This window comes from Kluyvera genomosp. 3, from assembly GCF_011765685.1.
GTDB lineage: Bacteria > Pseudomonadota > Gammaproteobacteria > Enterobacterales > Enterobacteriaceae > Kluyvera > Kluyvera georgiana_A.
Genome location: NZ_CP050321.1, coordinates 4394374 through 4415966 on the forward strand (window position 1 = coordinate 4394374; position 21593 = coordinate 4415966).

Consider the following 21593-nt stretch of genomic DNA (forward strand, 5'->3'; position numbering starts at 1 on the left):
GTATTTTCACTGAGGTCGCTATGGAACAGGTCACAACGTTACTTCCCCCGGCGTTTCCCGCGCTGGCGCTGGCGCATTTTATGGCGCTGCTGAGCCCCGGGCCGGATTTCTTTTTACTGGTGGGCTATGCCGTCCGTTATCGCCTGCGCGGCAGCGTCGGGCTGTGCCTGGGCATCGCGGCGGGCAACGGGTTGTATATCCTGCTGGTGGTGATTGGCTCCGGGCTGCTGCGCCAGGCGCCGCTGCTCTTTGACATCATTGAGCTACTGGGCGCCGCCTATCTGCTGTGGATAGGCTACGCGTTGCTGAAAAGCCGCGCCGCACCGCTCGAATGGCGCCATTCCGCACAAATCTGCCCCTCGCTCGCGAAACAGCTGCTTTTAGGGCTCGCCTCTTCGCTACTGAACCCGAAAAACGCGCTGTTTTATCTGGCGCTGATGACCGCGCTGCTTGGGCCGAACGTCACCGTGGCGCAACAGGCGGCCTGCGGTATCTGGATGACCAGCGTGGTGCTGCTGTGGGATTTACTGCTGGTGATACTGCTCGCGCTGCCGCAGGTTCAGCGGCGTCTGGGAAATCTGATCTGGAAAATCGAGCGCACCGCGGGCGGTATCCTGATCGGCTTTGGCGGCTGGATCCTGTGGCAATTTATCCTGGGCTAAAACGAGAATGGGCGGCGTGTTCGGCGACGCCGCCCAAATGTTAACGCAGTTCATCTCGCCGTAAGCCCACATCTCTCAGCTGTTCGTCGCTCATTCGCTGCAATATGCGGCGCGTTTGCTGCACGCGCCACCAGTTTTTGATAAAACGCCACACCAGTACAAACCCAATAAACGGCTGTTTCGCTCTATTCTCGTGAAATTCCATACTTCGCCTCCTCACCTTGCCAGAGGCTTTATCTTCGCGGATTTCTGCTGTTGCAATACAGATTCAAAAAACACTTTTCTTTAACATACAGATTCGCTAAAACGATACCTGCGTGCGGTTTTTTTCGCCTGACTGTACTGTTTTTTTCATCTGTATGGCGACAAACGGGGATACAGCAATGACGCGTTACCAACATCTGGCCAACCTGCTGGCCGAGCGAATTGAACAAGGGCTGTATCGCCACGGCGAAAAGCTTCCCTCCGTACGCAGCCTGAGCCAGGAACACGGCGTGAGTATCAGCACCGTGCAGCAGGCCTATCAGATGCTGGAACAGCGCCAGCTCATTACGCCACAGCCGCGCTCCGGCTACTTCGTCGCGCCGCAGAAAGCACAGCCGCCGGTGCCTCATATGTCGCGCCCGGTGCAGCGTCCAGTGGAAATCACCCAGTGGGATCAGGTACTGAACATGCTGGAGGCTCGCAGCGATAAATCCATCATACCCTTCGGCGGCGGCTCGCCGGACGTCACCCAGTCCACCCTCAAACCGCTATGGCGCGAGATGAGCCGCGTGGTGCAACACAATATCAGTGAAGTGCTGAACTACGATGAGCTGGCCGGACGTCGTGAGCTACGCGAACAGATCGCTCGCCTGATGCTTGACGGTGGCTCGGTCGTCAACGCCGACGATCTGGTTATCACCAGCGGCTGCCACAACGCGCTGTCGCTGGCGCTGCTGTCGGTATGCCAGCCGGGCGATATTATCGCCGTGGAATCCCCCACCTATTACGGCACCATGCAGCTACTGCGCGGTTTGGGCCTGAAGGCGATCGAGATCCCGACCGATCCCAATACCGGGATCAGCGTCGAAGCGCTGGAGTTGGCGCTCGATCAGTGGCCAATCAAAGGAGTGATCCTCGTCCCCAACTGTAACAACCCGCAGGGCTTTATCATGCCCGACGCCCGCAAACGCGCGGTGCTAAACCTGGCGCAGCGCTACGATATTGTGATTTTCGAGGACGACATCTACGGCGAACTGGCCACCGACTACCCGCGCCCGCGCACCATCCACTCGTGGGATATCGACGGCCGGGTAATGCTGTGTAGCTCGTTTACCAAAACCATCGCGCCTGGCCTGCGCATCGGCTGGATAGCCCCCGGCCGCTATTACGATAAGCTGTTGCAGATGAAGTATGCCGCCAGCGGCACCAACGTCCCCTCCACGCAGCTGGCGGCGTCCAACTTTATCCGCGAAGGCCACTACCACCGCCATGTGCGCCGTATGCGCCAGATCTACCAGCGCAACCTGGAGATCTACACCTGCTGGCTGCGCGAGTTTTTCCCCTGCGGGATCTGCGTGACCCGCCCGACCGGCGGTTTTATGCTGTGGGTAGAGCTGCCGGAGCAGGTCGATATGGTGTGCGTCGCTCAGCAACTGTGCCGGATGAAGATCCAGGTCGCGCCGGGCTCGCTGTTTTCGGCGTCGGGGAAATACCGGAACTGCTTAAGGATCAACTGCGCGCTGCCGCCGATCGAGAAGCATCGGGAGGTGATGGTGCAGTTGGGGATGGCGGTGAAGGTGGCGATGGAGTGGGATGAATCCACCGCCCAACGCTAGTATTACGACGCCGCACTCACCGCACTTTCCCCATTCGCCGCATCCTGCGGTCGTGAAACCGTGCGGCTTTTGCTGCCATCCACCCCAACCGCAATCTCCCCTTCCACCGTCACCCGGCGCACCACGCGCGGCTGGGTGCCGTAGTCGTTGACCGCGTAGTGCTGGGTGCTGCGGTTATCCCAAATCACCACGTCGTCCTGCTGCCACTGCCAGCGCACGGTGTTATCGAGGCGGGTGATGCGGTTTTGCAGCAATTCGAACAGCTGCGCGGATTCGCGAGAACTAAAGCCCACCAGCCGCTTCACAAAATGCCCCAGCAGCAAAGCACGTTCGCCGCTGACCGGGTGGACGTGCACCACCGGGTGCTCGGCTTCCCAAAGGGAGGAGACGAACACTTTCTGGTGATGCGCCAGACGGTGCGTTTCGACGACGGTGCGCTCGGCACCGTAGTCATAGTCGTTGCTGTGCACCGCGTGCAGAGTGTCGACGAAACGCTTGAGCGTCTCCGGGAGTTGCTCGTAGGCGCGGGCGGTGTTGGCCCACACGGTGTCGCCGCCATATTCCGGGATGGTGACGCCGCGCAGGATGGAGATTTTCGGGAAGGCGTCAACGAAGGTGACGTCGGTGTGCCACGAGTCGGCGCGGCCGCCGCCTTTGGAGGCGTCGAGTTCAAACAGTTTGGTGCCTTCCGGGGAAGGGACCGTCGGGTGGGCGACAACTTTGCCAAAACGCGCGCCGAAGGCCTGATGTTCGGCATCGGTAAGATGGCTTTGCTGGCGGAAGAACAGCACTTTGTATTTGACCAGCGCCGCGTCGAGCTGGGCGAAAGTCTCAGCATCCAGCTCAGCGGAAAGACGGATATCGCGGATCTCCGCGCCGATATTACCCGCCACGCGGCGTAAATTTAATAAAGGAAAATCGGTATCAGCAGTGTTCACAGCAGTCATGATTGCGCCCCTTTAAAATAGTCAGAAACCCGAATATAGAAATATCCAGGCGGGTGACAAAGTCGAGTTTGTGATATTGATAGCTGCCAGACGGCAATACACAGGAGCTACTATGACCACGGAAATCACCCTTACCCCTGCCGAACGCGAGAAGCTGCGCGACCAGTTGACCGACTACTGCGAAAAACAGTTCGACCTCGAGCTGGAGCAGTTCGACGCCGAGTTCTTTATTGATTTTATTATCGAAAAACTGGGGCCGGCCTTTTATAACGCCGGGATTGATGAAGCGATTCGTACCCACTTCGCGTGGAGCGAACGCATTCAGGAAGAGATGGATCTGAAGAAAATTCTCTAAGCGGATCGCGGATCAACATAACCACAAATTATATATGGTTATAATGGCGGCTCATTTTATCGTCTCCCGTGTTACGGGGAAGGAAAATCATGTCGCTTATCACCGATCTACCCGCCATTTTCGATCAGTTCTCCGAAGCCCGCCAGAAAGGCTTTCTTACCGTGATGGATCTCAAAGAGCAAGGCACGCCGCTGGTCGGCACCTACTGCACCTTTATGCCGCAGGAAATTCCGATGGCGGCGGGCGCGGTAGTGGTCTCACTATGCTCCACCTCTGATGAAACCATTGAAGAGGCCGAAAAAGACCTGCCACGCAACCTCTGTCCGCTGATCAAAAGCAGCTACGGCTTCGGCAAAACCGATAAATGCCCCTACTTTTATTTCTCCGATCTGGTGGTCGGTGAAACCACCTGCGATGGCAAGAAGAAGATGTACGAGTACATGGCCGAATTTAAGCCGGTACACGTGATGCAGCTACCGAACAGCGCCGCCGATGCCGCCTCCCGCGCGCTGTGGAAAGCGGAGATTCTGCGCCTCCAGCAGGCGGTTGAAAAACGCTTCGGCACGGCGATTACCGAAGCCTCCCTGCGCGAGGCCATCGCCCTCAAAAACCGCGAGCGCCGGGCGCTGGCTAACTTCTACCGCGTCGGGCAGCTCAATCCTCCGGCGCTCAGCGGCAGCGACATTTTGAAAGTGGTGTACGGCGCAACCTTCCGCTTCGATAAAGAGACGCTGATTGACGAGCTGAACGGCATGGCCGAGCGCGTGCGTCAGGAGTGGGAAAGCGGCAAGCGGCTGGACGCCCGCCCGCGCATTCTGATCACCGGCTGCCCGATCGGCGGTGCGGCGGAGAAAGTGGTGAAAGCCATTGAGGATAACGGCGGCTGGGTGGTCGGTTTTGAAAACTGCACCGGCGCTAAAGCCTCCGAGCGCTGCGTCGACGAGGACGGCGACGTATACGACGCGCTCACCGACAAGTACCTCGCCATCGGCTGCTCGTGTATCTCGCCGAACGACCAGCGCTTAACGTTGCTCAGCCAGATGGTGGAAGAGTATCAGGCCGACGGCGTAGTCGACGTGATTTTGCAGGCCTGCCATACCTATGCCGTTGAATCGATGGCGATTAAGCGCCACGTGCGCCAGCAGCATAACCTTCCCTACATTGCCATTGAAACCGACTACTCCACCGCCGATATCGGTCAGCTTAGTACCCGCGTCGCGGCCTTTATTGAAATGCTGTAGGAGCGCGCGTGACGTTATCAATAGGCATTGATTCAGGGTCAACCGCCACCAAAGGTATCCTGCTGGAAGACGGCGTTATCCGCCGTCGCTTCCTTACCCCTACGCCGTTTCGCCCCGCTGACGCGATCGTTGAGGCGTGGGAGATGCTGCGCGCTGGTCTGGAGGCGCGGCCGTTCCTGACGCTCACCGGCTATGGCCGTCAGCTGGTTGATTTTGCCGATAAGCAGGTGACGGAGATCTCCTGCCATGGGCGCGGCGCGCGGCTGCTGCTACCGGAAACCCGCACGGTGATTGATATCGGCGGTCAGGACAGCAAGGTGATTCAACTGGATGAAGAGGGCAATCTCACCGATTTCCTGATGAATGACAAATGCGCGGCGGGCACCGGGCGCTTTCTGGAAGTAATTTCCCGCACGCTGGGGGCCAGCGTCGAGCAACTGGATGCGCTGACGGAAGGCGTTGAACCCCACGCCATTACCAGCATGTGCACGGTGTTTGCCGAGTCCGAGGTGATCAGCCTACGCTCGGCGGGCGTGCCGCCAGAGGCGATTCTGGCGGGCGTCGTCAACGCTATGGCGCGGCGCAGCGCCAACTTTATCGGCAGGCTGTCGGCGCAGGGGCCGCTGCTGTTTACCGGCGGCGTCAGCCACTGCGCGGCGTTTGGCAGAATGCTGTCGGCGCATGTGAATATGCCGGTGCAGACGCACCCGGACGCGCAGTTTGCCGGGGCGATCGGCGCAGCGATGATCGGGCAACGGGTGAGAAAATGACGGAGTATCTGTTTTTGTTTCACTCCACGCTCGGCGTGGTGCAAACCCGCAAAGCGCTACAGGCGGCGGGTATCACCTTTCGGGTGGCGGATATTCCGCGCCAGCTGCGCGGCGGCTGCGGGCTGTGCATTTATCTGCATTGCCCGCAGGGTGACGAACTGCGCTGGGTGATCCCCGGCGCGACGGAGAGTATTTACCGCTGCGACGAGGGTTTTCAGCTGTTGCACACATTCCCTGCACCATCACACAACCCGAGCGAAGCATAACCGCCCACGGTTTTGCCGGGTGGCGGCTTCGCCTTACCCGGCCTACAGAATCGCCCGTAGGTCGGATAAGCGCAGCGCCATCCGGCACGCCCCGCCGCTTAATGGCTCCACTTCTCCTGCTGCAACTCCAGCAGCAGCAGCATCATCAGCGCCTGGGCATATGGCACCGGGGCCATAGCGATATCGCAGTAGTATTGCAGATCCGGGCCAACCATCGTCCCTTTTGAGGCTTCCAGCACGATCCCGCCTTCGTCGATCCTGTCGCGCAGCGCGTGCCAGGCTCGCATCGCATGTTCCGCCACTTTCTCGTCGAGGATCCCCATCCGCACGCCGCGCAGCATGCCGTAAGCGATCCCGGCAGTGGCGGAGGATTCCTGCGGCGACAGCGGATCGTCGAGCAACGTATGCCACATCCCATTCTCAGCCTGTAGTTCGCACAGCGTATTGACCTGCCGCGCCACCACCACCGAGAGATAGCGCTTCACGCTGGCGTCGAGGCTATCGCCAAGCAGGGCGATAAACTCCGGGATTGCCACGGTGATCCACGCGTTGCCGCGCGCCCAGAAGGCTTCGGAGAAGTGGTGTTTGCCGACAAACGTCCAGCCGTGATACCACAGGCCGCTCGCCGGTTCGCACAGGTAGCGGGTGTGCAGCAGGAACTGATAAGACGCTTCGTCGATCAGATCTTTGCGCTTGAGCACCACGCCCGCCGTACCGAGGAACAGGCAGGTCATAAACAGCGTGTCGTCCCACAGATGGCCGGTGTTCGGCTGCTCTTTTACTACGTGTTGGAAGCCGCCCTCTTCGGTTTTCGGCAGCGTGCGCAGCAGGGAATCGGCCCAGTCGTTAACCACTTTCAGCAGATCGTCGCGCCCGGTATGTCCGGCCACCAGCGCGAGCGTGATCATCGGCGCGGTGGTGTTGATCTGGATCTCCGGTAGCCCCTTCGCCAGCTGATCTTCATACCAGGTGAGGATCGACTGTTGCAGGTTGGCATCGTTCTGCTGGCGGGCATACTGCCAGAAACCGTACAGGCCAACGCCCACCTCCCATTCCCACTCTTCAAAGTGGATGGCAAACCCCTCGCCGCCGCTGGTGTCGACTTCGCCCATGTTTTTCAGGCGGCAGAAGCCCTGAACCACCTGCTCCAGCAGACGGCTTAATATTGCATTGTTCATTGCGCGTCTCCTGACAGCGTAATCTGAAGTTCATTGCCCACCAGCGTCGGGAACGCGGCGGTTGCGCCGTTGTGCAGGCATTCACCCTGCCAGCTCAGTTGCATCAGCGTTTGTTGACCATCGTTGAGGCGTGCGACGTCCCCTTGGTGCGCAATGCGCAGCCCCTGAACGCGCTGGCAGAAAGCTTCAAAATCGCCCTCGCCCACTTCCAGCCACCACGCAACGCGGCGGCCTTCAGCACGAACTTCATCACCGATAACGGTCAGCGGCTGCGAGCAGAGCACGGCGGCAAACGCGTTGCCTGCGCGCATCGCGTAGCCTTGCGTCAGCGGGCGAACCTCGTCATAGGCTTCGCTGCACAGGTGGAGATGCGTCCAGCCCAGCACGTCATGTTCGTCTAACTGCCACAACATCAGCGCCCGGTTTTCTACCTGCATCAGCCGCGGCAGCACGCTGTTACCGGCCCAGAAGGAAGGACGCGCTTCGCTGCCCGGCGCAACGTCGCCGGGGTGGTTAATCCACAGGCGAGCGTCCGGTCGCGTAGCAAACTGCACATCAACCAGATGCTGCTGATGCCCACGCGCACCGGTATGATGATCGACACAGCTGGAGAGGCTCACCGCCGGCTGCTTCCACGCCACAATATTGCCGCCGCCGCACTGGTAGTGGGCGCTCAGCGTGCCGTGATTCAGACGCGCATAGCGGGCGGATTCCAGGGGCGGCACATAGTCGCTCAGACAAAAGAACGGCAGCGAGGCGCACTTACGGTTGACGCGGCCGCCGCCCCAGGCGACGTGACCAAAGGCGGAAAGCTCGCTCATCTGGCTTGCCAGCAGCTCTTTCTCATAGACACGCCCCATGGTGCCCGCGGCAATGCCGGACTGGTAGTGCAGCGCGCTGGTCATCATCAGACGGTCAATCAGATGGCGCGCGCGCTGGCGCAGCGTGGCGTCGTCGGCCAGTTGATAGAGCGCAAACAAGCCAATGTAATCCACCGGGTAATACGGGGCCGAATTCCACTCAACGAACCCCTGCTGCTCAACCGCATCAAACCAGGCATGCAGACGCTGGGTGGCGATCGCTTGCTGCTCGCGACCGCGACGCCCCGAAGCGGTAAACAGATCATCAGGGAACATCTGCCCGGCGAGGTACTGAGCGGTGTGGAAACAGAGCGCGTGATTCTCGCTCCAGTACCACATCACGTCGTTGCCCAGTTCGTCATACCAGTAGCGATAGCCGACAATGGCGGAACGCACGCGTTTCCACAGCACCGCCGGGAAGTGTTCGCCGTGGAAGTCATGCCAGATCCACAGCAGCGGCACCATGGAGAAATCCGAGCAGTCCTGACGGGCGCTGATGCGCTGGAGCGTGCTAATCAGCAGTTCCTGCGCCAGCGGGCCGCTGTCGCCAACGTGCAGCATTGCCAGCAGGCGGCCAGTGCGTGGCACGCCGTGTTCGGCAATATAGCTTAGCGCCACGCGCTTACGGGTCTCCAGCACGCCTTCACCGCCGGGCAGGACGTCGTCGGCCAGTACGGTGAGGCTCAGGTTGCGGCACATGGTGACTTCGCCCAAACGAGCGGTCAGTTCAAGACGGTAGTGCCCCATTTCAACGCTTGCCGGAAGCGGTAACAACAGCCCCGAGCTATCGCTCTCGACCGCGCCAAAATCCAGCGGACAGGTTGCAATCACGTCGTTACCCAGGCTATGGATAGCGCCACGCAGATGCAGCGTACGCTCTGCCTGGCAGGGCAGATTCAACTGCTGATGCTGCGCGGTCACCGTGGCGGGCAGCGAGTCCAGCACGGCCTGAAGCGTGTCGATGTCAGCGTTATTCACGCCAGGGAGCGTCGCGTCCAGCGGCGTGTCGCCCCGGTAGATCATGCGCAAAGCAAAGATCGTGTCGCGCTCAAACAGCTCATCGAGATGAATCAACAGCGCGTTTTCCCCCTGCTGAAGCGCAATATTAACCACCTGCGTTTGCAGCGTGTTGCGGGTGAACGGCGTAAAGCACACGGCCTGTTGGTCATCACGCCAGATACGCACGCCGCCGCAGGTGGCAATCTCGAACGGATAATCGCCTGCCTGCGGCGCATGCAGCGTCACGCGCAGCCAGCGCTGGCAGTGGGTCGCTACGTTTTGTACGCCGGAGAAGGTGACGGTATTGCTGGCCCCGGTCCAGGTGACAGCCGCCGCCGGTAAGGCACGCGCTGGCGACACCGTGCGCAAAGCCGTGTCGCGACGGAAGATGCGTCGGCAGAAGGATTCCTGCGCCGGGCCTTTGCCGTTGGCGAACTGATAGTCCATCGGCTCATCTACCGATTCACCGGTAAAGAATTCGGCAAACCGTTCATTGTGCGGCAGTGACACCGTAAAGCGCGTCAGCGCCTCGCCCGCAATCAGCCTCATCGTTGTTTCCTCAATAACCGCTAAATAATTAAGCGCTATTTTCTGGAAAGGATGGGAAGCATGCTACGCGCAGGAGCGCGCGCCTTCGCGGAACTGCCTGGTCATTCACAATCTCTTGCCGCCGGAAGGATAAAACGTGACAAGAGTCACACCAGCAGAGTCTGTGTGACGATGAATGCCGGGAAAACTCACGTTCCCCGGCGAAATGCACTTAATGATTCGTGAGGTAAATCACATTTCACCCCTTCAGCTGGGTCAATTCATGGCTCAGGCTATCGGCCAGCATGCGCACACGGGTGGGATCGAACATCACATGCAGCCCCGGAGAGGCCTCGGTATGCCGGGCGCAGAAGCTGTCCATTTCCGCCGCGCAGCGGTAGAGCTCCTGAATATTCACCTGGCAAATCTCGCGCATGCTCCAGCTGTTCTCCACCAGCCGCGCGAAGTGCAGCGTGAAAAAGGCTTTTTGCGCGTGACGGAACAGCAGACAGTAGAGGTCAAATCCCTGCCACTCTTCCTGCCAGCGCTGGTGCAACGAGAAGGGAAACGCCGCGCGGTCGGCAAAGGCCAGCGCCTGTTCGCGTAGGGTTACCGCCGCCTGCCAGGCGCTGTCTTTCTCTTCCGCAATCAGCGACAGGTTACGCGCGGAGGTCTCGACGTCGCTGGCGCTAAAGAAAATATCCCGCTCCGAGCCGGGTAGCCAGTGGTTGCGGTTAAGCTGACCGTACAGGCTCCACACCGCCTGACCATAGCTCGCAGGCACCTGGCTGTGGCGATGGAAGACGTGGTCGCGCACGTAGATAGCCTGATACAGCACCTGCCCGGCCTGGCCCATCAGCGACTGAAACTCGTCGAAGGTCGCCTCATCGGGACGCCAGCCGTAGCACTCATCCAGCCAGTGGGTCAGCAGCGCCGCGCGGGTCAGATGCTCGTTTTCCCGCGCCAGAATCTGGCTGCAGGCCACCAGGTTGCACTCGCTCAGCGTGCCCATCACCCAGTGGTTGTCCACCCCTTCCCAGCTGGTTTTGCACACCGCGCCGGTAATCGTGGGGTTGCCCCGGCACCACAGCAAGCGGCCCTGAAGCTCATCGATACGCGGGAAGGGGAACACGCCCCAGCCCACCTCTTCCCCCACCAGATCCAGCTCCACCCACACATCGCGGTCCTCGACATCCAGCAGCGCCGGGTTGTTGGGGAAGGTTGGCCAGAAGCGCTCCGGCGTCAGTTTAATGGACACCGAAACGCACTCCGGCAACGTGCGGATGGCCTCCATCACGTTGCTGATATCGTGGTTACCCGCCGGAAAAGCGCGCAGCACCAGGTGCTTATTTTCACGCATCACTGCGCGAGCCATAGCGCTGAAGCACTGGGTATAGCGGGAGAGACTGCGGGGATCAATATGCGGCGACGGGTCGTCCTGGCCGGTCAGCTCCCAGTTGGGGCGGGAGATCGGCAGCAGGCCGTCGGTATTGGAAAGCGCCACCAGCAGACCGCTGATCGCCGGGATCTGCTGGCACAGTAAGGTGAGTTTATCCGCCAGATACTGACACCAGAATTCGACGTCGAAGCGGATGCTGCCGTCTTTATCAATCAGCTGCGGGTGCGCCGCCAGCAGGTCAGCGGGAAAACTGAGCTCTTTGGCCTGAAGATAAAATTTCAGCCCATGCTGCTGGCAGTAACCGGCCAGCCGGTTGAGGTACACGCAGCGCGCGCGCTGCTGGCTGGAGAGGCGATCGTTGTACTGATGCGGGGTGTAGCCTTTCGGCGAAACGAGCTTATCAAACAGGTCCGTTTGCCCCACCACCACGGTCGTAAACTCATGGCGGGCCGCCCACTGCACCAGCTGGCAGGCTTTGTCCCAGTTCCAGAACTCCTGGTTATTCAGTTCCAGCGCACGCGTCTTCCACATTGTCTCTCTCCATCACGCCACCGCGGCGAGCGGCTATTGTAAACACAGATGGTAGAGAACAATCAGCGTCCTGAAGTGCGCTACTTCACAATAAAGCGCGTTGGCGCAAAGCAGTTGAGCAGGCGGTGCAGAATAAACACCATCGTCAGCGTGGCCAGCAGCGAAATCGTGACCGAGGTGGCGCGGTAGAGATCGCTGAACACCAGGTCGCCGTCCGGCTGCAGATTCTGGCCGAACATAATGCCGATGGTGGTGATGCTGGCAAAGCCAACGCCCGCCCCCACTTTTTCCATCACATGCAGCCGCGCGCTGAAGGCCAGCCCCAGGCCAATTAACGGCATCATCAACAGCATGTGACTGCTGTGATCGTAGAGGATCAGTTGCACCACCAGGATATACAAGCAGGCCAGAACTACGCCAGCGACGCGCCAGATGGAGCTGATCACCGCGCCGCGGTAGTGCATGGGGAACAGGATCAGGATCCCCGCCATCAGCGCCGACAGCGAGTCGCTAAGATCGCTAATCTGAAAGACGATAAAGATAATCGTCGCTACGCTGCCGGAGAGCAGCGATTCATGGCGCACGCGGGCAGCGTCTTTTTCAATCAGCGGCGGCGGCTTGCGCGGCTCAGCGTCCGGAATCAGGTAGTGCATCAGCGCGCTGAGCGCCACCGCCAGAACGCTGGCTTCGATATTTGAAAACAGCAGCGTATGCCAGTTCGCCGTCGGGTAGCTCATAAAGTTGAGCATCACGCTCTGGCACACCACGCCCATCGAGCCAAACAGGAACAGCGGCCCTTTGCTCATAAAACGAAAACGCATGACGTACAGCGCGAAGACCACTACCGTCATCATCACCGGCCATTGGCTCAAATAGCCGATGATCAGCACCATTTCCAGGCAGTTTAGCGAGGCGCTAAAGATAAACTGTTTCGCCACATGGCGATTAAACACCGGCACCAGCGCGGTGAGCAGCAGCGGGTAAACCACGTAAAAAACGCCGTACTGAGTATCGAAAAAGCTCGAAATACTCAGCGCCAGCATGCCGGCAAAAGAGATGCGCAAGGTCTGACGGAAATCGTTCGCCGTGTAGACGATATTGCCGTGAGGGGTAAAGACCTGCGCGAGGGTGTTAATAGACATAGTGCAACCAGCTTATCAGGTGGATTTGCAGGCCGGAGAAGAAGCGGGCAAACGCGCCTTCGCTGTTATACAGCTGAACGGTAGCGCGCGCGCCGGTCGGCAAGGTTTTCTCCAGCGGCTCGTCCAGCGCCACGTGAATGCGCATACGCTGCGCGTCGCGCACCCAGCGGGTAGATTGCTCCGGCTGCGATAGCTCGCCGTTCACCTCTTCCTGACCGGCAAGGATCCCGGCGTCGCTGCTGGTCACTCGCGCGGCGAAGACTTTACCCGGCATAGCATCAAATACCACCGCCGCGTCGGTTCCCTGACGCGTGTGGCGCAGGCTTTTTTCGCGGAAATCGGCGACGATGTCGGTCTGCTGATTGACCACTGCCATCACCGGGCTGCCCGCCGAGGCGTACAGGCCGGGGCTAAGCTGCAAATTACTGACGGTGCCGTCAGCTTCAGCGCGAATTTTCGTCCACTCGAGATTGAGCTGCGCTTCCCGCAATGTTGTCTGATACTGCTGGAGCGTGACGTTGCGACGGTCATCGCGCTCGCCGCGCTGAATTTGCAGATTGTGAATCGAGGCGCGCAGCGCGCTCACCGACTGCTCGCTGGTCTGCCAGGTGGTGCGCACCTTATCGAGATCGGCCTGCGAGACGTTTTGCATCCGGCTCAGGCTTTGATAGCGATCGTAGGTCACGCGATCGTTACGCGCGGTAAGCTGGGCGGTTTTGAGGTTGGCCTCGGCGGCGGCAATCTGCGCGTCCAGCTGTTGATTGCTCAGCTTTGCCTGGGCCAGCGCCAGCGTCGCGGCATCGACCTTATTCTGGAACGGCGTTGGGTCCAGCTCATACAGCAGGTCCCCCTTTTTCACCGTGCTGTTGTTGTGCACGTATACCTGCGAGACGTAGCCGGAAACGCGGGACGAAATCGGCGTCACCACGCGCATCACCGTGGAGTCCGGCGTGAGCGGGATCCAGATATCGGCAACGATAAAATAGGCAAACATCAGCAGGAAAGAGGCAATACTCACCCTTACCCAGCGGGCAAATTTCTGTTCTGGCGTCATCATGGTGTTATTCGGTTTTATTATTTTCTTCGCGGATATTCCGCAGATTGCAGGCTATTTGATTCAGGGTGTCGCTAAACTTCGCCATGTCAGCGGCGGGAATGCCGGTGGACACGCGCGCCTGTAAGGCTTCAATCACCTGGTTTAGCGTCTGGAGCACCGCCCGACCTTCGTCGGTCAGCGTCAGCAGGCGAATTCGTTTATCGTACGGCGATACCGTACGCAGCAGGTAGCCCTGCTGTTCAAGCAGGGTGAGCGTACGCATGAGCGGCGGCAGTTCGATCCCCTGCATTTCCGCCAGCTCGCTGACTGAGACGTTATCACCCAGCTGATGCAGCTGCATCAGCACCGTCCAGCTGGACTGGGTCAAGCCGGTGTCGGTAATCGCATGATCGATGATAGAACGCCATTGGCGCACGACCATGGCCATACGCATCCCCATCGGGCGACGGGCAAACAGTTCATCTTCAGTCATGGCAATCTCCGATCGTGTCGTACGATTACGATAATACTTACCATGATAACTATCAAGGAACGAACTGCCTAAACAGCATGGATTGTAAAATGGCCCTACTGACCGGCGATGTATTCAACGTCCATGGTTTCGCAATCAACAAAGCCAATACGTGCGAGCCTGGCCGATGGCCCTTTCGCCACGAACGGCACGCGATACTCATCTTCTTCAATCGAGACTTCGCCGAAGGTGAGTTCTGGCGTCAGGGTGCCCAGCGTGCGCTTTTCACGATACCAGTGGGGGAAGCGGCCGCGTAGATAATCATCTTTGACGCGCAGCAGCGCTTTACGGGAAAAATCAATACGGCACACAGAAGTGGTATCAGGATACATCTCATGAACAACAAATATGGTGGCGATGCCCGCAGTCAGCAGGCTACAAAATAGTGCGGTCACTAATAATGTCTTTCTCATGCTGAAGGTAGGTATGTTGAGTTAAATAATTATGGCATCTGAGATCATTCTAAAAATAAATAAAAACATGTAAAGCAATGCATTGGTATTGTTTCGTAAATATCGAATGGATGACTCAATAAAAAAGATTAAACCTCCTCCATTACGAGTATTTCACTGTTAATGCATGGTATTTATTTTGTTATACAACAACGAAATAACGGCTTAGTTGCTGCAATGATGCAGTAGTTTAGATCTAATAAAGAATGCTACACAATTCGCTATTCCCGCATGACAAACGCAAATTATTTTGAATATTAGTGGTAATGAATATAAGGGAGATAATCAAACATCAACCTGAAGAAGAAATATCAATACGGTTACGTAACGTTATTATTTTCTGGAAAAAATTGGCTAATCATTTCGTAAAAATTCGCCGTACTGATCATGTAAGGGGTAGACAACCAAGCCGGGTTGATGGCACGATGTCCAGATGAATACAAACGTGACCGTTACCCGCTCAAATCGTTGGTGGCTGCCTTTATAACAGGCGGCACGGATTACGTTATCTTTTTCAAAGCCGCCGGAAGGCGGCTTTGTTGTTTTTCAGTCTCGTCTTTCGGCTTTATGTCTTATAAGGAGCGACTGATGAACACCACACACACCATTCTTACCGGCGACCGTCCTACCGGACAGCTGCATCTTGGACACTATGCCGGCTCGCTGCGCCAACGCGTGCAGCTTCAGCATGAACACCAACAGTTTATTCTGATTGCCGACCTGCAGGGGCTGACCGACAACGGCAGCAATCCGCAGAAAATCAGCCACAACATACTGGAAGTCATGGCCGACTATCTCGCCGTCGGCATCGACCCGCAGCGCACCACCATTTGCCTGCAATCCGCCCTGCCCGCGCTGGCTGAGCTGACCGCGCTGTATATGAATATTGTTACCGTCGCCCGCGTGGAGCGTAACCCGACGGTGAAAAACGAGATTGCGCAGAAAGGTTTCTCGCGCGCGCTGCCGGTGGGCTTTATGGTTTATCCCATCAGCCAGGCCGCCGACATTACCGCATTTGGCGCCGATCAGGTGCCTGTTGGCGACGATCAGCTACCGATGATCGAACAAACCAACGAGATCGTGCACAAGATGAATAGCCTGACGACCGAACCGGTGCTACGCCACTGCAAAGCGCTGCTCAGCGACGTCAGCCGCCTGCCGGGAATTGACGGCGGCGCTAAAATGTCGAAATCGCTCGGTAATACGCTGACGCTGTCAGCCAGCGAGGCGGAGATTCACCAGGCGGTCAGCGCCATGTTTACTGACCCCAACCATCTGCGCGTGGCCGACCCGGGAAAAATTGAGGGTAACGTCGTCTTTACCTACCTTGATGCCTTCCATCCCGACAAAACGCTGGTCGCGGAGATGAAAGCGCACTACCAGCGCGGCGGGCTGGGCGACAGGCAGTGTAAGAACGAACTGGAAACCTGTTTGCAGGAGCTGCTGGCCCCCATTCGCGAACGCCGCGCGACCGTCATTCAGGATAAAGCGATGCTTCTGGATCTCTTACGCCAGGGCAGTGAGCGGGCGCATGCAGTGACGCAGCAGACGCTGCACGCGGTCAAGCACGGGCTGGGGCTCCCCATTTTGTTCTGAGCGCCATAAGGGCATCAGGCTGTGCGGATGCCCTTCGCCTGTTTTGATTAATCGTGTTACACAATCAGCAAGTCCCTGTTAATGGTATGGACATAATCAATGCCGATGCTAGTATGACATTGACAGTAGCTATATTTATGCGTGTTTCATTTACGGCCAGGATTGCTGATGATGACCACATGAGTAGCACACTTCACAGCATCCTTTCCCCTCCTCAGTACGAAACGCGCGCCACTCAGTAACAGGGAACAGAGCGGGTAGCGTATGGACAAATTCAAGCGGCATTGGGCCTGGTATCTCGTCGGTTTAGCGGTGGCAATTGCCGCCGTGACATGGTGGATGCTGCGTCCACCGGGGCTACCAGAAGGCTTCGCCAGCAGCAACGGCAGAATTGAAGCCACCGAAGTGGATATCGCCAGCAAAACCGCCGGACGTATCGAGGCGATTCTGGTCAAAGAGGGGCAGTTTGTCCGCCAGGGCGAGATCCTGGCGAAGATGGACACCCGCGTCCTGAATGAACAGCGGCTCGAAGCCGCCGCGCAGATTAAAGAGGCGCAAAGCGCCGTCGCCGCGGCAAAAGCCCTGCTCGACCAGCGACAAAGCGAAATGCGCGCCAGCGAAGCGGTGGTGAAACAGCGCCAGGCTGAGCTTGACTCAACGTCAAAACGCCATGCCCGTTCCAGCACGCTATCGCAGCGCGGCGCGGTATCGGCTCAGCAACTTGATGATGACCGCGCCGCCGCCGAAAGCGGTCGGGCTGCGCTGGAATCTGCCCGCGCCCAGGTTTCTGCGGCTAAAGCGGCCATCGAAGCGGCACGTACCAGCATTATCCAGGCGCAAACCCGCGTTGAAGCCGCTCAGGCCACCGAGCGACGTATCATGGCCGACATTGACGATAGCACGCTGAAAGCGCCGCGCGACGGACGTATTCAGTACCGCGTCGCCGAACCCGGCGAAGTGCTGGCCGCCGGTGGTCGGGTGCTGAATATGGTCGACCTGGCCGACGTCTATATGACCTTCTTCCTGCCAACCGAGCAGGCTGGCCTGCTGGCACTCGGCAGCGAGGTGCGTCTGATCCTCGACGCCGCGCCGGATCTGGTGATCCCTGCCCATATCAGCTTTGTCGCCAGCGTCGCCCAGTTCACGCCGAAAACCGTAGAAACCAGCGACGAGCGGCTTAAATTGATGTTCCGCGTTAAGGCGCGCATTCCGCCCGAGCTGCTGGCAGAACACCTGGAATATGTGAAAACCGGTCTGCCGGGCATGGCCTATGTCCGACTGGATAACCAACAGCAGTGGCCTGCCATGCTGATGGTGAGGCTGCCGCAATGAAACAGGACGCACATCCCCCGGTCGCTCGGCTTGAGCACGTCGGACAGCGTTTCGGCACGACAGTGGCGCTCAACGACATCACGCTGACCATTCCGTCTCGCTGCATGGTGGGGCTGATTGGCCCGGACGGTGTGGGCAAATCCAGTCTGCTGTCGCTGATTGCCGGCGCGCGAGTGATTGAACAGGGTAATGTGATGGTGCTTGGCGGCGATATGCGCGACGCCCGACATCGTCGCGATGTCTGCCCGAAGATCGCCTGGATGCCGCAGGGATTGGGTAAAAACCTTTATCACACGCTGTCGGTGTACGAAAACGTCGACTTCTTCGCCCGTCTGTTCGGTCACGATAAACACGAGCGCGAAGCGCGTATTGATGAGCTGCTGCACAGCACCGGGCTGGCGCCGTTCCGCGATCGTCCGGCCGGGAAACTCTCCGGCGGTATGAAGCAGAAACTGGGCCTGTGCTGCGCGCTGATCCACGATCCGCAGCTCTTGATCCTCGATGAACCTACCACCGGCGTCGACCCGCTCTCCCGCGCGCAATTCTGGACGCTTATCGACAGTATCCGCGAGCGCCAGCCTGACATGAGCGTACTGGTCGCTACCGCCTATATGGAAGAAGCCGAGCGCTTCGACTGGCTGGTCGCGATGAACGACGGGGAGGTGCTGGCCACCGGCAGCGCGGAAGAACTACGTACGCAAACCGCCAGCCAGACGCTGGAACAGGCGTTTATCGCGCTGCTGCCAGAAGCGCAGCGCAATGCGCACCAGCAGGTGATCATCCCACCGCGCGACGCGAGCGAAGAAGAGATTGCCATTGAAGCCCGCGGCCTGACGATGCGCTTCGGCGATTTTGTCGCGGTTGACCACGTTAACTTCCGCATTGCCCGCGGCGAGATTTTTGGCTTTCTGGGATCTAACGGCTGCGGTAAATCCACCACCATGAAAATGCTGACCGGGCTGCTGCCCGCCAGCGAGGGCGAAGCGTGGCTGTTCGGCCAACCGGTGGATCCGAAAGATATCGCCACCCGCCGCCGCGTCGGCTATATGTCGCAGGCTTTTTCGCTCTATAGCGAGCTGAGCGTACGTCAGAACCTGGAGCTGCATGCAAAGCTGTTCCATATACCGGATGATGAAATTCCTGGCCGTGTGGCGGAAATGAGCCAGCGCTTTATGCTTACCGAGGTCGAAGATGCCCTGCCCGCAGCGCTGCCGCTGGGGATCCGTCAGCGCCTTTCGCTGGCGGTGGCGGTGATTCATCGCCCGGAGATGCTGATCCTCGATGAACCGACCTCCGGCGTCGATCCGGTCGCGCGCGATATGTTCTGGCAGCTGATGGTGGACCTGGCGCGGCGGGATAAAGTCACCATTTTTATCTCCACCCACTTTATGAACGAGGCCGAGCGCTGCGACCGTATTTCACTGATGCATGCCGGCAAGGTGCTGGCCAGCGATACGCCGCAGGCGCTCGTGGAACAGCGCGGCGCGGCCACGCTGGAAGCGGCTTTTATCGCTTATCTGCAGGAGGCTTCTGACCCGGCTCCCGTCGCGGAAATGGTGGATACGCCGCGTAAGAGTGAGAACGAGCCGCCGCGCCAGGCCTTTAGTCTGCGCCGCCTGTTCAGCTACAGCCGCCGCGAGGCGCTGGAGCTGCGGCGCGATCCGGTGCGCTCAACGCTGGCGCTGCTCGGTACGGTGATCCTGATGTTTATCATGGGCTACGGAATCAGCATGGACGTCGAGGATCTGCGTTTTGCGGTACTCGATCGCGACCAAACGGTTAGCAGTCAGGGCTGGACGCAGAACATTGCCGGATCGCGCTATTTTATCGAGCAGCCGCCGCTGTATAGCTACGACGATCTCGACCGTCGCATGCGCGACGGCGAGCTGGCGGTGGCGATAGAGATCCCACCTAACTTTGGCCGCGATATTGCCCGCGGCACGCCAGTGCAGATTGGCGTGTGGGTGGATGGCGCGATGCCAAACCGCGCGGAAACGGTGCGCGGCTACGTGCAGGCGATGCACCTTGCGTGGTTGCAGGAGATGGCTGGGCGTCAGCCTTCTGCCAGCCGGGATACGTCGTTGATTTCTATCGAGACACGCTATCGCTATAACCCGGACGTGAAAAGCCTGCCGGCGATCGTCCCTGCGGTGATCCCGCTGCTGCTGATGATGATCCCGGCGATGCTCAGCGCACTGAGCGTAGTGCGGGAAAAAGAACTGGGGTCGATCATCAACCTGTACGTCACGCCAACCACCCGCAGCGAGTTTTTGCTCGGCAAGCAGGTGCCGTACATCGTGCTGGGGATGTTCAACTTTCTGCTGCTGTGCGCGCTGTCGGTGTTTGTCTTCGGCGTACCGCACAAGGGCAGCTTCCTGACGCTCACGCTGGCGGCGCTGTTGTATGTGACGATCGCCACCGGGCTGGGGCTGCTGATCTCCACCTTTATGAAGAGCCAGATTGCGGCGATCTTTGGTACGGCGATCATTACGCTGATCCCCGCCACACAGTTTTCCGGCATGATCGACCCGGTAGCCTCGCTCGAAGGGCCTGGACGCTGGATTGGCCAGATTTATCCAACCAGCCATTTCCTGACTATCGCCCGCGGCACCTTCTCGAAGGCGCTGGGTCTGGGTGACCTGTGGGGATCGTTTATTCCCTTACTGATTGCCGTACCGCTGGTATTGGGACTTTCCGTATGGCTGCTGAAAAAACAGGAGGGGTAATGCGCGGATTACGCAATATTTATAACCTCGGTGTGAAAGAGCTGCGCAGCCTGCTGGGCGATAAAGCCATGCTGGCGCTGATCGTCTTTGCCTTTACCGTCTCGGTTTACTCCTCCGCGACGGTGATGCCGGGCTCATTGCACCTGGCGCCAATCGCCATTGCCGACATGGATAAATCGCAGCTTTCCTCACGAATTATCAATAGTTTCTATCGTCCGTGGTTTCTGGAGCCGGAGCTTATCACCGCCGATGAAATGGACGCCGGGCTGGATGCCGGGCGCTATACCTTCGCCATTAACATTCCGCCTAATTTTCAACGAGATGTGCTGGCAGGAAGGCAGCCTGATTTGCAGGTAAACGTTGACGCCACACGCATGAGTCAGGCCTTTACCGGCAATGGCTATATCCAGAATATCGTGACCGCCGAGGTGAACAGCTTTGTGTCCCGCTACCGCGAAAATAGCGTGCTGCCGGTGGAGTTGGCGGTGAGGATGCGCTTTAACCCCAACCTTGAACAGGAACGATTTGGCGCAGTAATGGCGATTATCAACAATATCACCATGCTGGCGATTGTCCTGACCGGTTCAGCCCTGATTCGCGAGCGCGAGCATGGAACGGTGGAGCACCTGCTGGTGATGCCGGTGACGCCGTTTGAGATAATGCTTGCCAAAATCTGGTCGATGGGGCTGGTTGTTCTGGTGGTGTCGGGGCTGTCGCTGATATTGATGGTGCAGGGCGTGCTGCAGGTGCCAATTGAAGGGTCGATCCCGCTGTTTATGCTGGGGGTGGCGTTGAGCCTGTTTGCCACGACGTCGATCGGTATTTTTATGGGGACGATTGCCCGCTCAATGCCGCAACTGGGGCTGTTGATGATCCTGGTGCTGCTGCCGCTACAGATGCTTTCCGGCGGTTCCACGCCGCGCGAGAGCATGCCGCAGCTGGTGCAGGATATTATGCAAACCATGCCGACCACGCATTTCGTCAGCCTGGCACAGGCCATTCTCTATCGCGGGGCAGATTTTGCCATCGTCTGGCCGCAGTTCTTAACGTTGCTGGCGATTGGCGGCGTCTTTTTTACTATCGCGCTGGTTCGTTTTCGTAAGACGATTGGAGAGATGGCCTGATATCACGCTGTCCGTCACCCCGGCGGGCAGCGGCCAAATTCGCGATCCACTTCAAAAAACGCAGTTAATCCCTTCCGCTTCCGAGGATGTGTCAACC

19 protein-coding genes are annotated in these 21593 nt (G+C 58.7%); 10 read left to right on the forward strand and 9 right to left on the reverse strand.

Features of this window, described 5'->3' with window-relative positions:
- Positions 1–20: 20 nt before the first annotated feature.
- Entirely contained in the window at positions 21–662 is a 642-nt protein-coding gene (locus GY169_RS20525; RefSeq protein WP_167576967.1) for a LysE family translocator, read from the forward strand.
- A 40-nt stretch (positions 663–702) separates the two neighbouring features.
- Here GY169_RS20525 and GY169_RS20530 read toward each other — a convergent pair whose 3' ends face one another.
- Complete coding sequence (locus tag GY169_RS20530; protein WP_167576968.1) at positions 703–867, reverse strand: DUF1127 domain-containing protein; 165 nt, start codon at positions 865–867, stop codon at positions 703–705.
- Between the two features lie 178 nt (positions 868–1045).
- Between GY169_RS20530 and GY169_RS20535 the strand changes: the two genes are divergently transcribed.
- The gene (locus tag GY169_RS20535; RefSeq protein WP_163448851.1) at positions 1046–2482 is read left to right on the forward strand and encodes a PLP-dependent aminotransferase family protein; all 1437 of its coding nucleotides are present in this window, start codon (positions 1046–1048) and stop codon (positions 2480–2482) included.
- Positions 2483–2484: 2 nt separating this feature from the next.
- On the opposite strand, the gene GY169_RS20540 is transcribed toward GY169_RS20535, so the two are convergent.
- Positions 2485–3429, reverse strand: coding sequence for a TauD/TfdA dioxygenase family protein (locus GY169_RS20540; protein ID WP_167576969.1), 945 nt, complete (start codon positions 3427–3429; stop codon positions 2485–2487).
- Between the two features lie 112 nt (positions 3430–3541).
- Between GY169_RS20540 and GY169_RS20545 the strand changes: the two genes are divergently transcribed.
- From GY169_RS20545 to GY169_RS20560, 4 genes are all read left to right on the forward strand, one after another.
- Positions 3542–3784 (forward strand): DUF2164 domain-containing protein, encoded by a 243-nt coding sequence (locus GY169_RS20545; RefSeq protein ID WP_064547081.1) that lies wholly within the window; start codon positions 3542–3544, stop codon positions 3782–3784.
- 89 nt (positions 3785–3873) lie between these two features.
- A complete protein-coding gene (locus tag GY169_RS20550; RefSeq protein WP_167576970.1) occupies positions 3874–5025 on the forward strand; it encodes a double-cubane-cluster-containing anaerobic reductase in 1152 nt (383 codons plus the stop codon).
- A gap of 8 nt (positions 5026–5033) precedes the next feature.
- On the forward strand, positions 5034–5795 hold the full coding sequence (yjiL, locus tag GY169_RS20555; protein WP_167576971.1) for a putative 2-hydroxyacyl-CoA dehydratase activator YjiL: 762 nt from the start codon (positions 5034–5036) through the stop codon (positions 5793–5795).
- A complete protein-coding gene (locus GY169_RS20560; protein WP_167576972.1) occupies positions 5792–6061 on the forward strand; it encodes a DUF3343 domain-containing protein in 270 nt (89 codons plus the stop codon). Before yjiL ends, GY169_RS20560 begins: the two co-directional genes overlap by 4 nt.
- Before the next feature lie 98 nt (positions 6062–6159).
- Here the strand turns inward: GY169_RS20560 and GY169_RS20565 are convergent, their stop codons facing one another.
- The 7 genes from GY169_RS20565 to GY169_RS20595 form a co-directional block, all read right to left on the reverse strand.
- Positions 6160–7239: a glycoside hydrolase family 105 protein gene (locus tag GY169_RS20565; protein ID WP_167576973.1), complete on the reverse strand. Its 1080-nt coding sequence runs from the start codon at positions 7237–7239 to the stop codon at positions 6160–6162.
- Entirely contained in the window at positions 7236–9647 is a 2412-nt protein-coding gene (locus GY169_RS20570; RefSeq protein WP_167576974.1) for a hypothetical protein, read from the reverse strand. The genes GY169_RS20565 and GY169_RS20570 overlap by 4 nt, the downstream gene beginning before the upstream one ends.
- Positions 9648–9885: 238 nt before the next feature.
- A complete protein-coding gene (locus GY169_RS20575) occupies positions 9886–11556 on the reverse strand; it encodes a hypothetical protein (protein WP_167576975.1) in 1671 nt (556 codons plus the stop codon).
- Positions 11557–11636: 80 nt separating this feature from the next.
- Positions 11637–12698 (reverse strand): DUF2955 domain-containing protein, encoded by a 1062-nt coding sequence (locus tag GY169_RS20580; RefSeq protein ID WP_167576976.1) that lies wholly within the window; start codon positions 12696–12698, stop codon positions 11637–11639.
- On the reverse strand, positions 12688–13755 hold the full coding sequence (locus GY169_RS20585; protein ID WP_064547065.1) for an HlyD family secretion protein: 1068 nt from the start codon (positions 13753–13755) through the stop codon (positions 12688–12690). The genes GY169_RS20580 and GY169_RS20585 overlap by 11 nt, the downstream gene beginning before the upstream one ends.
- A gap of 4 nt (positions 13756–13759) precedes the next feature.
- The gene (locus tag GY169_RS20590) at positions 13760–14227 is read right to left on the reverse strand and encodes a MarR family transcriptional regulator (protein WP_163448860.1); all 468 of its coding nucleotides are present in this window, start codon (positions 14225–14227) and stop codon (positions 13760–13762) included.
- A gap of 95 nt (positions 14228–14322) precedes the next feature.
- Positions 14323–14661, reverse strand: a complete 339-nt coding sequence (locus GY169_RS20595) for a YebF family protein (RefSeq protein ID WP_167576977.1) — start codon at positions 14659–14661, stop codon at positions 14323–14325.
- Positions 14662–15306: 645 nt separating this feature from the next.
- On the opposite strand from GY169_RS20595, the gene trpS reads away from it, so the two are divergent.
- From trpS to GY169_RS20615, 4 genes are all read left to right on the forward strand, one after another.
- Positions 15307–16314 carry a tryptophan--tRNA ligase gene (trpS, locus tag GY169_RS20600; protein WP_167576978.1) on the forward strand — a complete coding sequence of 336 codons (1008 nt, stop codon included), beginning with the start codon at positions 15307–15309 and terminating at the stop codon, positions 16312–16314.
- Positions 16315–16578: 264 nt separating this feature from the next.
- Complete coding sequence (locus tag GY169_RS20605) at positions 16579–17646, forward strand: HlyD family secretion protein (RefSeq protein ID WP_167576979.1); 1068 nt, start codon at positions 16579–16581, stop codon at positions 17644–17646.
- The gene (gene rbbA / locus GY169_RS20610; RefSeq protein ID WP_167576980.1) at positions 17643–20372 is read left to right on the forward strand and encodes a ribosome-associated ATPase/putative transporter RbbA; all 2730 of its coding nucleotides are present in this window, start codon (positions 17643–17645) and stop codon (positions 20370–20372) included. The genes GY169_RS20605 and rbbA overlap by 4 nt, the downstream gene beginning before the upstream one ends.
- Entirely contained in the window at positions 20372–21496 is a 1125-nt protein-coding gene (locus tag GY169_RS20615; RefSeq protein WP_163449108.1) for an ABC transporter permease, read from the forward strand. Before rbbA ends, GY169_RS20615 begins: the two co-directional genes overlap by 1 nt.
- Positions 21497–21593 lie beyond the last annotated feature (97 nt).

What these genes read in the sequence shown, in the direction of transcription:
- GY169_RS20575 (WP_167576975.1), bottom strand. Translation starts at nt 11,556, where the DNA reads ATGTGGAAGACGCGTGCGCTGGAACTGAATAACCAGGAGTTCTGGAAC.
- GY169_RS20590 (WP_163448860.1), bottom strand. Translation starts at nt 14,227, where the DNA reads ATGACTGAAGATGAACTGTTTGCCCGTCGCCCGATGGGGATGCGTATG.
- trpS (WP_167576978.1), top strand. Translation starts at nt 15,307, where the DNA reads ATGAACACCACACACACCATTCTTACCGGCGACCGTCCTACCGGACAG.
- GY169_RS20550 (WP_167576970.1), top strand. Translation starts at nt 3,874, where the DNA reads ATGTCGCTTATCACCGATCTACCCGCCATTTTCGATCAGTTCTCCGAA.
- GY169_RS20570 (WP_167576974.1), bottom strand. Translation starts at nt 9,647, where the DNA reads ATGAGGCTGATTGCGGGCGAGGCGCTGACGCGCTTTACGGTGTCACTG.
- rbbA (WP_167576980.1), top strand. Translation starts at nt 17,643, where the DNA reads ATGAAACAGGACGCACATCCCCCGGTCGCTCGGCTTGAGCACGTCGGA.
- GY169_RS20525 (WP_167576967.1), top strand. Translation starts at nt 21, where the DNA reads ATGGAACAGGTCACAACGTTACTTCCCCCGGCGTTTCCCGCGCTGGCG.
- GY169_RS20615 (WP_163449108.1), top strand. Translation starts at nt 20,372, where the DNA reads ATGCGCGGATTACGCAATATTTATAACCTCGGTGTGAAAGAGCTGCGC.
- GY169_RS20535 (WP_163448851.1), top strand. Translation starts at nt 1,046, where the DNA reads ATGACGCGTTACCAACATCTGGCCAACCTGCTGGCCGAGCGAATTGAA.
- GY169_RS20560 (WP_167576972.1), top strand. Translation starts at nt 5,792, where the DNA reads ATGACGGAGTATCTGTTTTTGTTTCACTCCACGCTCGGCGTGGTGCAA.
- GY169_RS20580 (WP_167576976.1), bottom strand. Translation starts at nt 12,698, where the DNA reads ATGTCTATTAACACCCTCGCGCAGGTCTTTACCCCTCACGGCAATATC.
- GY169_RS20605 (WP_167576979.1), top strand. Translation starts at nt 16,579, where the DNA reads ATGGACAAATTCAAGCGGCATTGGGCCTGGTATCTCGTCGGTTTAGCG.
- GY169_RS20565 (WP_167576973.1), bottom strand. Translation starts at nt 7,239, where the DNA reads ATGAACAATGCAATATTAAGCCGTCTGCTGGAGCAGGTGGTTCAGGGC.
- GY169_RS20530 (WP_167576968.1), bottom strand. Translation starts at nt 867, where the DNA reads ATGGAATTTCACGAGAATAGAGCGAAACAGCCGTTTATTGGGTTTGTA.
- GY169_RS20545 (WP_064547081.1), top strand. Translation starts at nt 3,542, where the DNA reads ATGACCACGGAAATCACCCTTACCCCTGCCGAACGCGAGAAGCTGCGC.
- GY169_RS20585 (WP_064547065.1), bottom strand. Translation starts at nt 13,755, where the DNA reads ATGATGACGCCAGAACAGAAATTTGCCCGCTGGGTAAGGGTGAGTATT.
- GY169_RS20540 (WP_167576969.1), bottom strand. Translation starts at nt 3,429, where the DNA reads ATGACTGCTGTGAACACTGCTGATACCGATTTTCCTTTATTAAATTTA.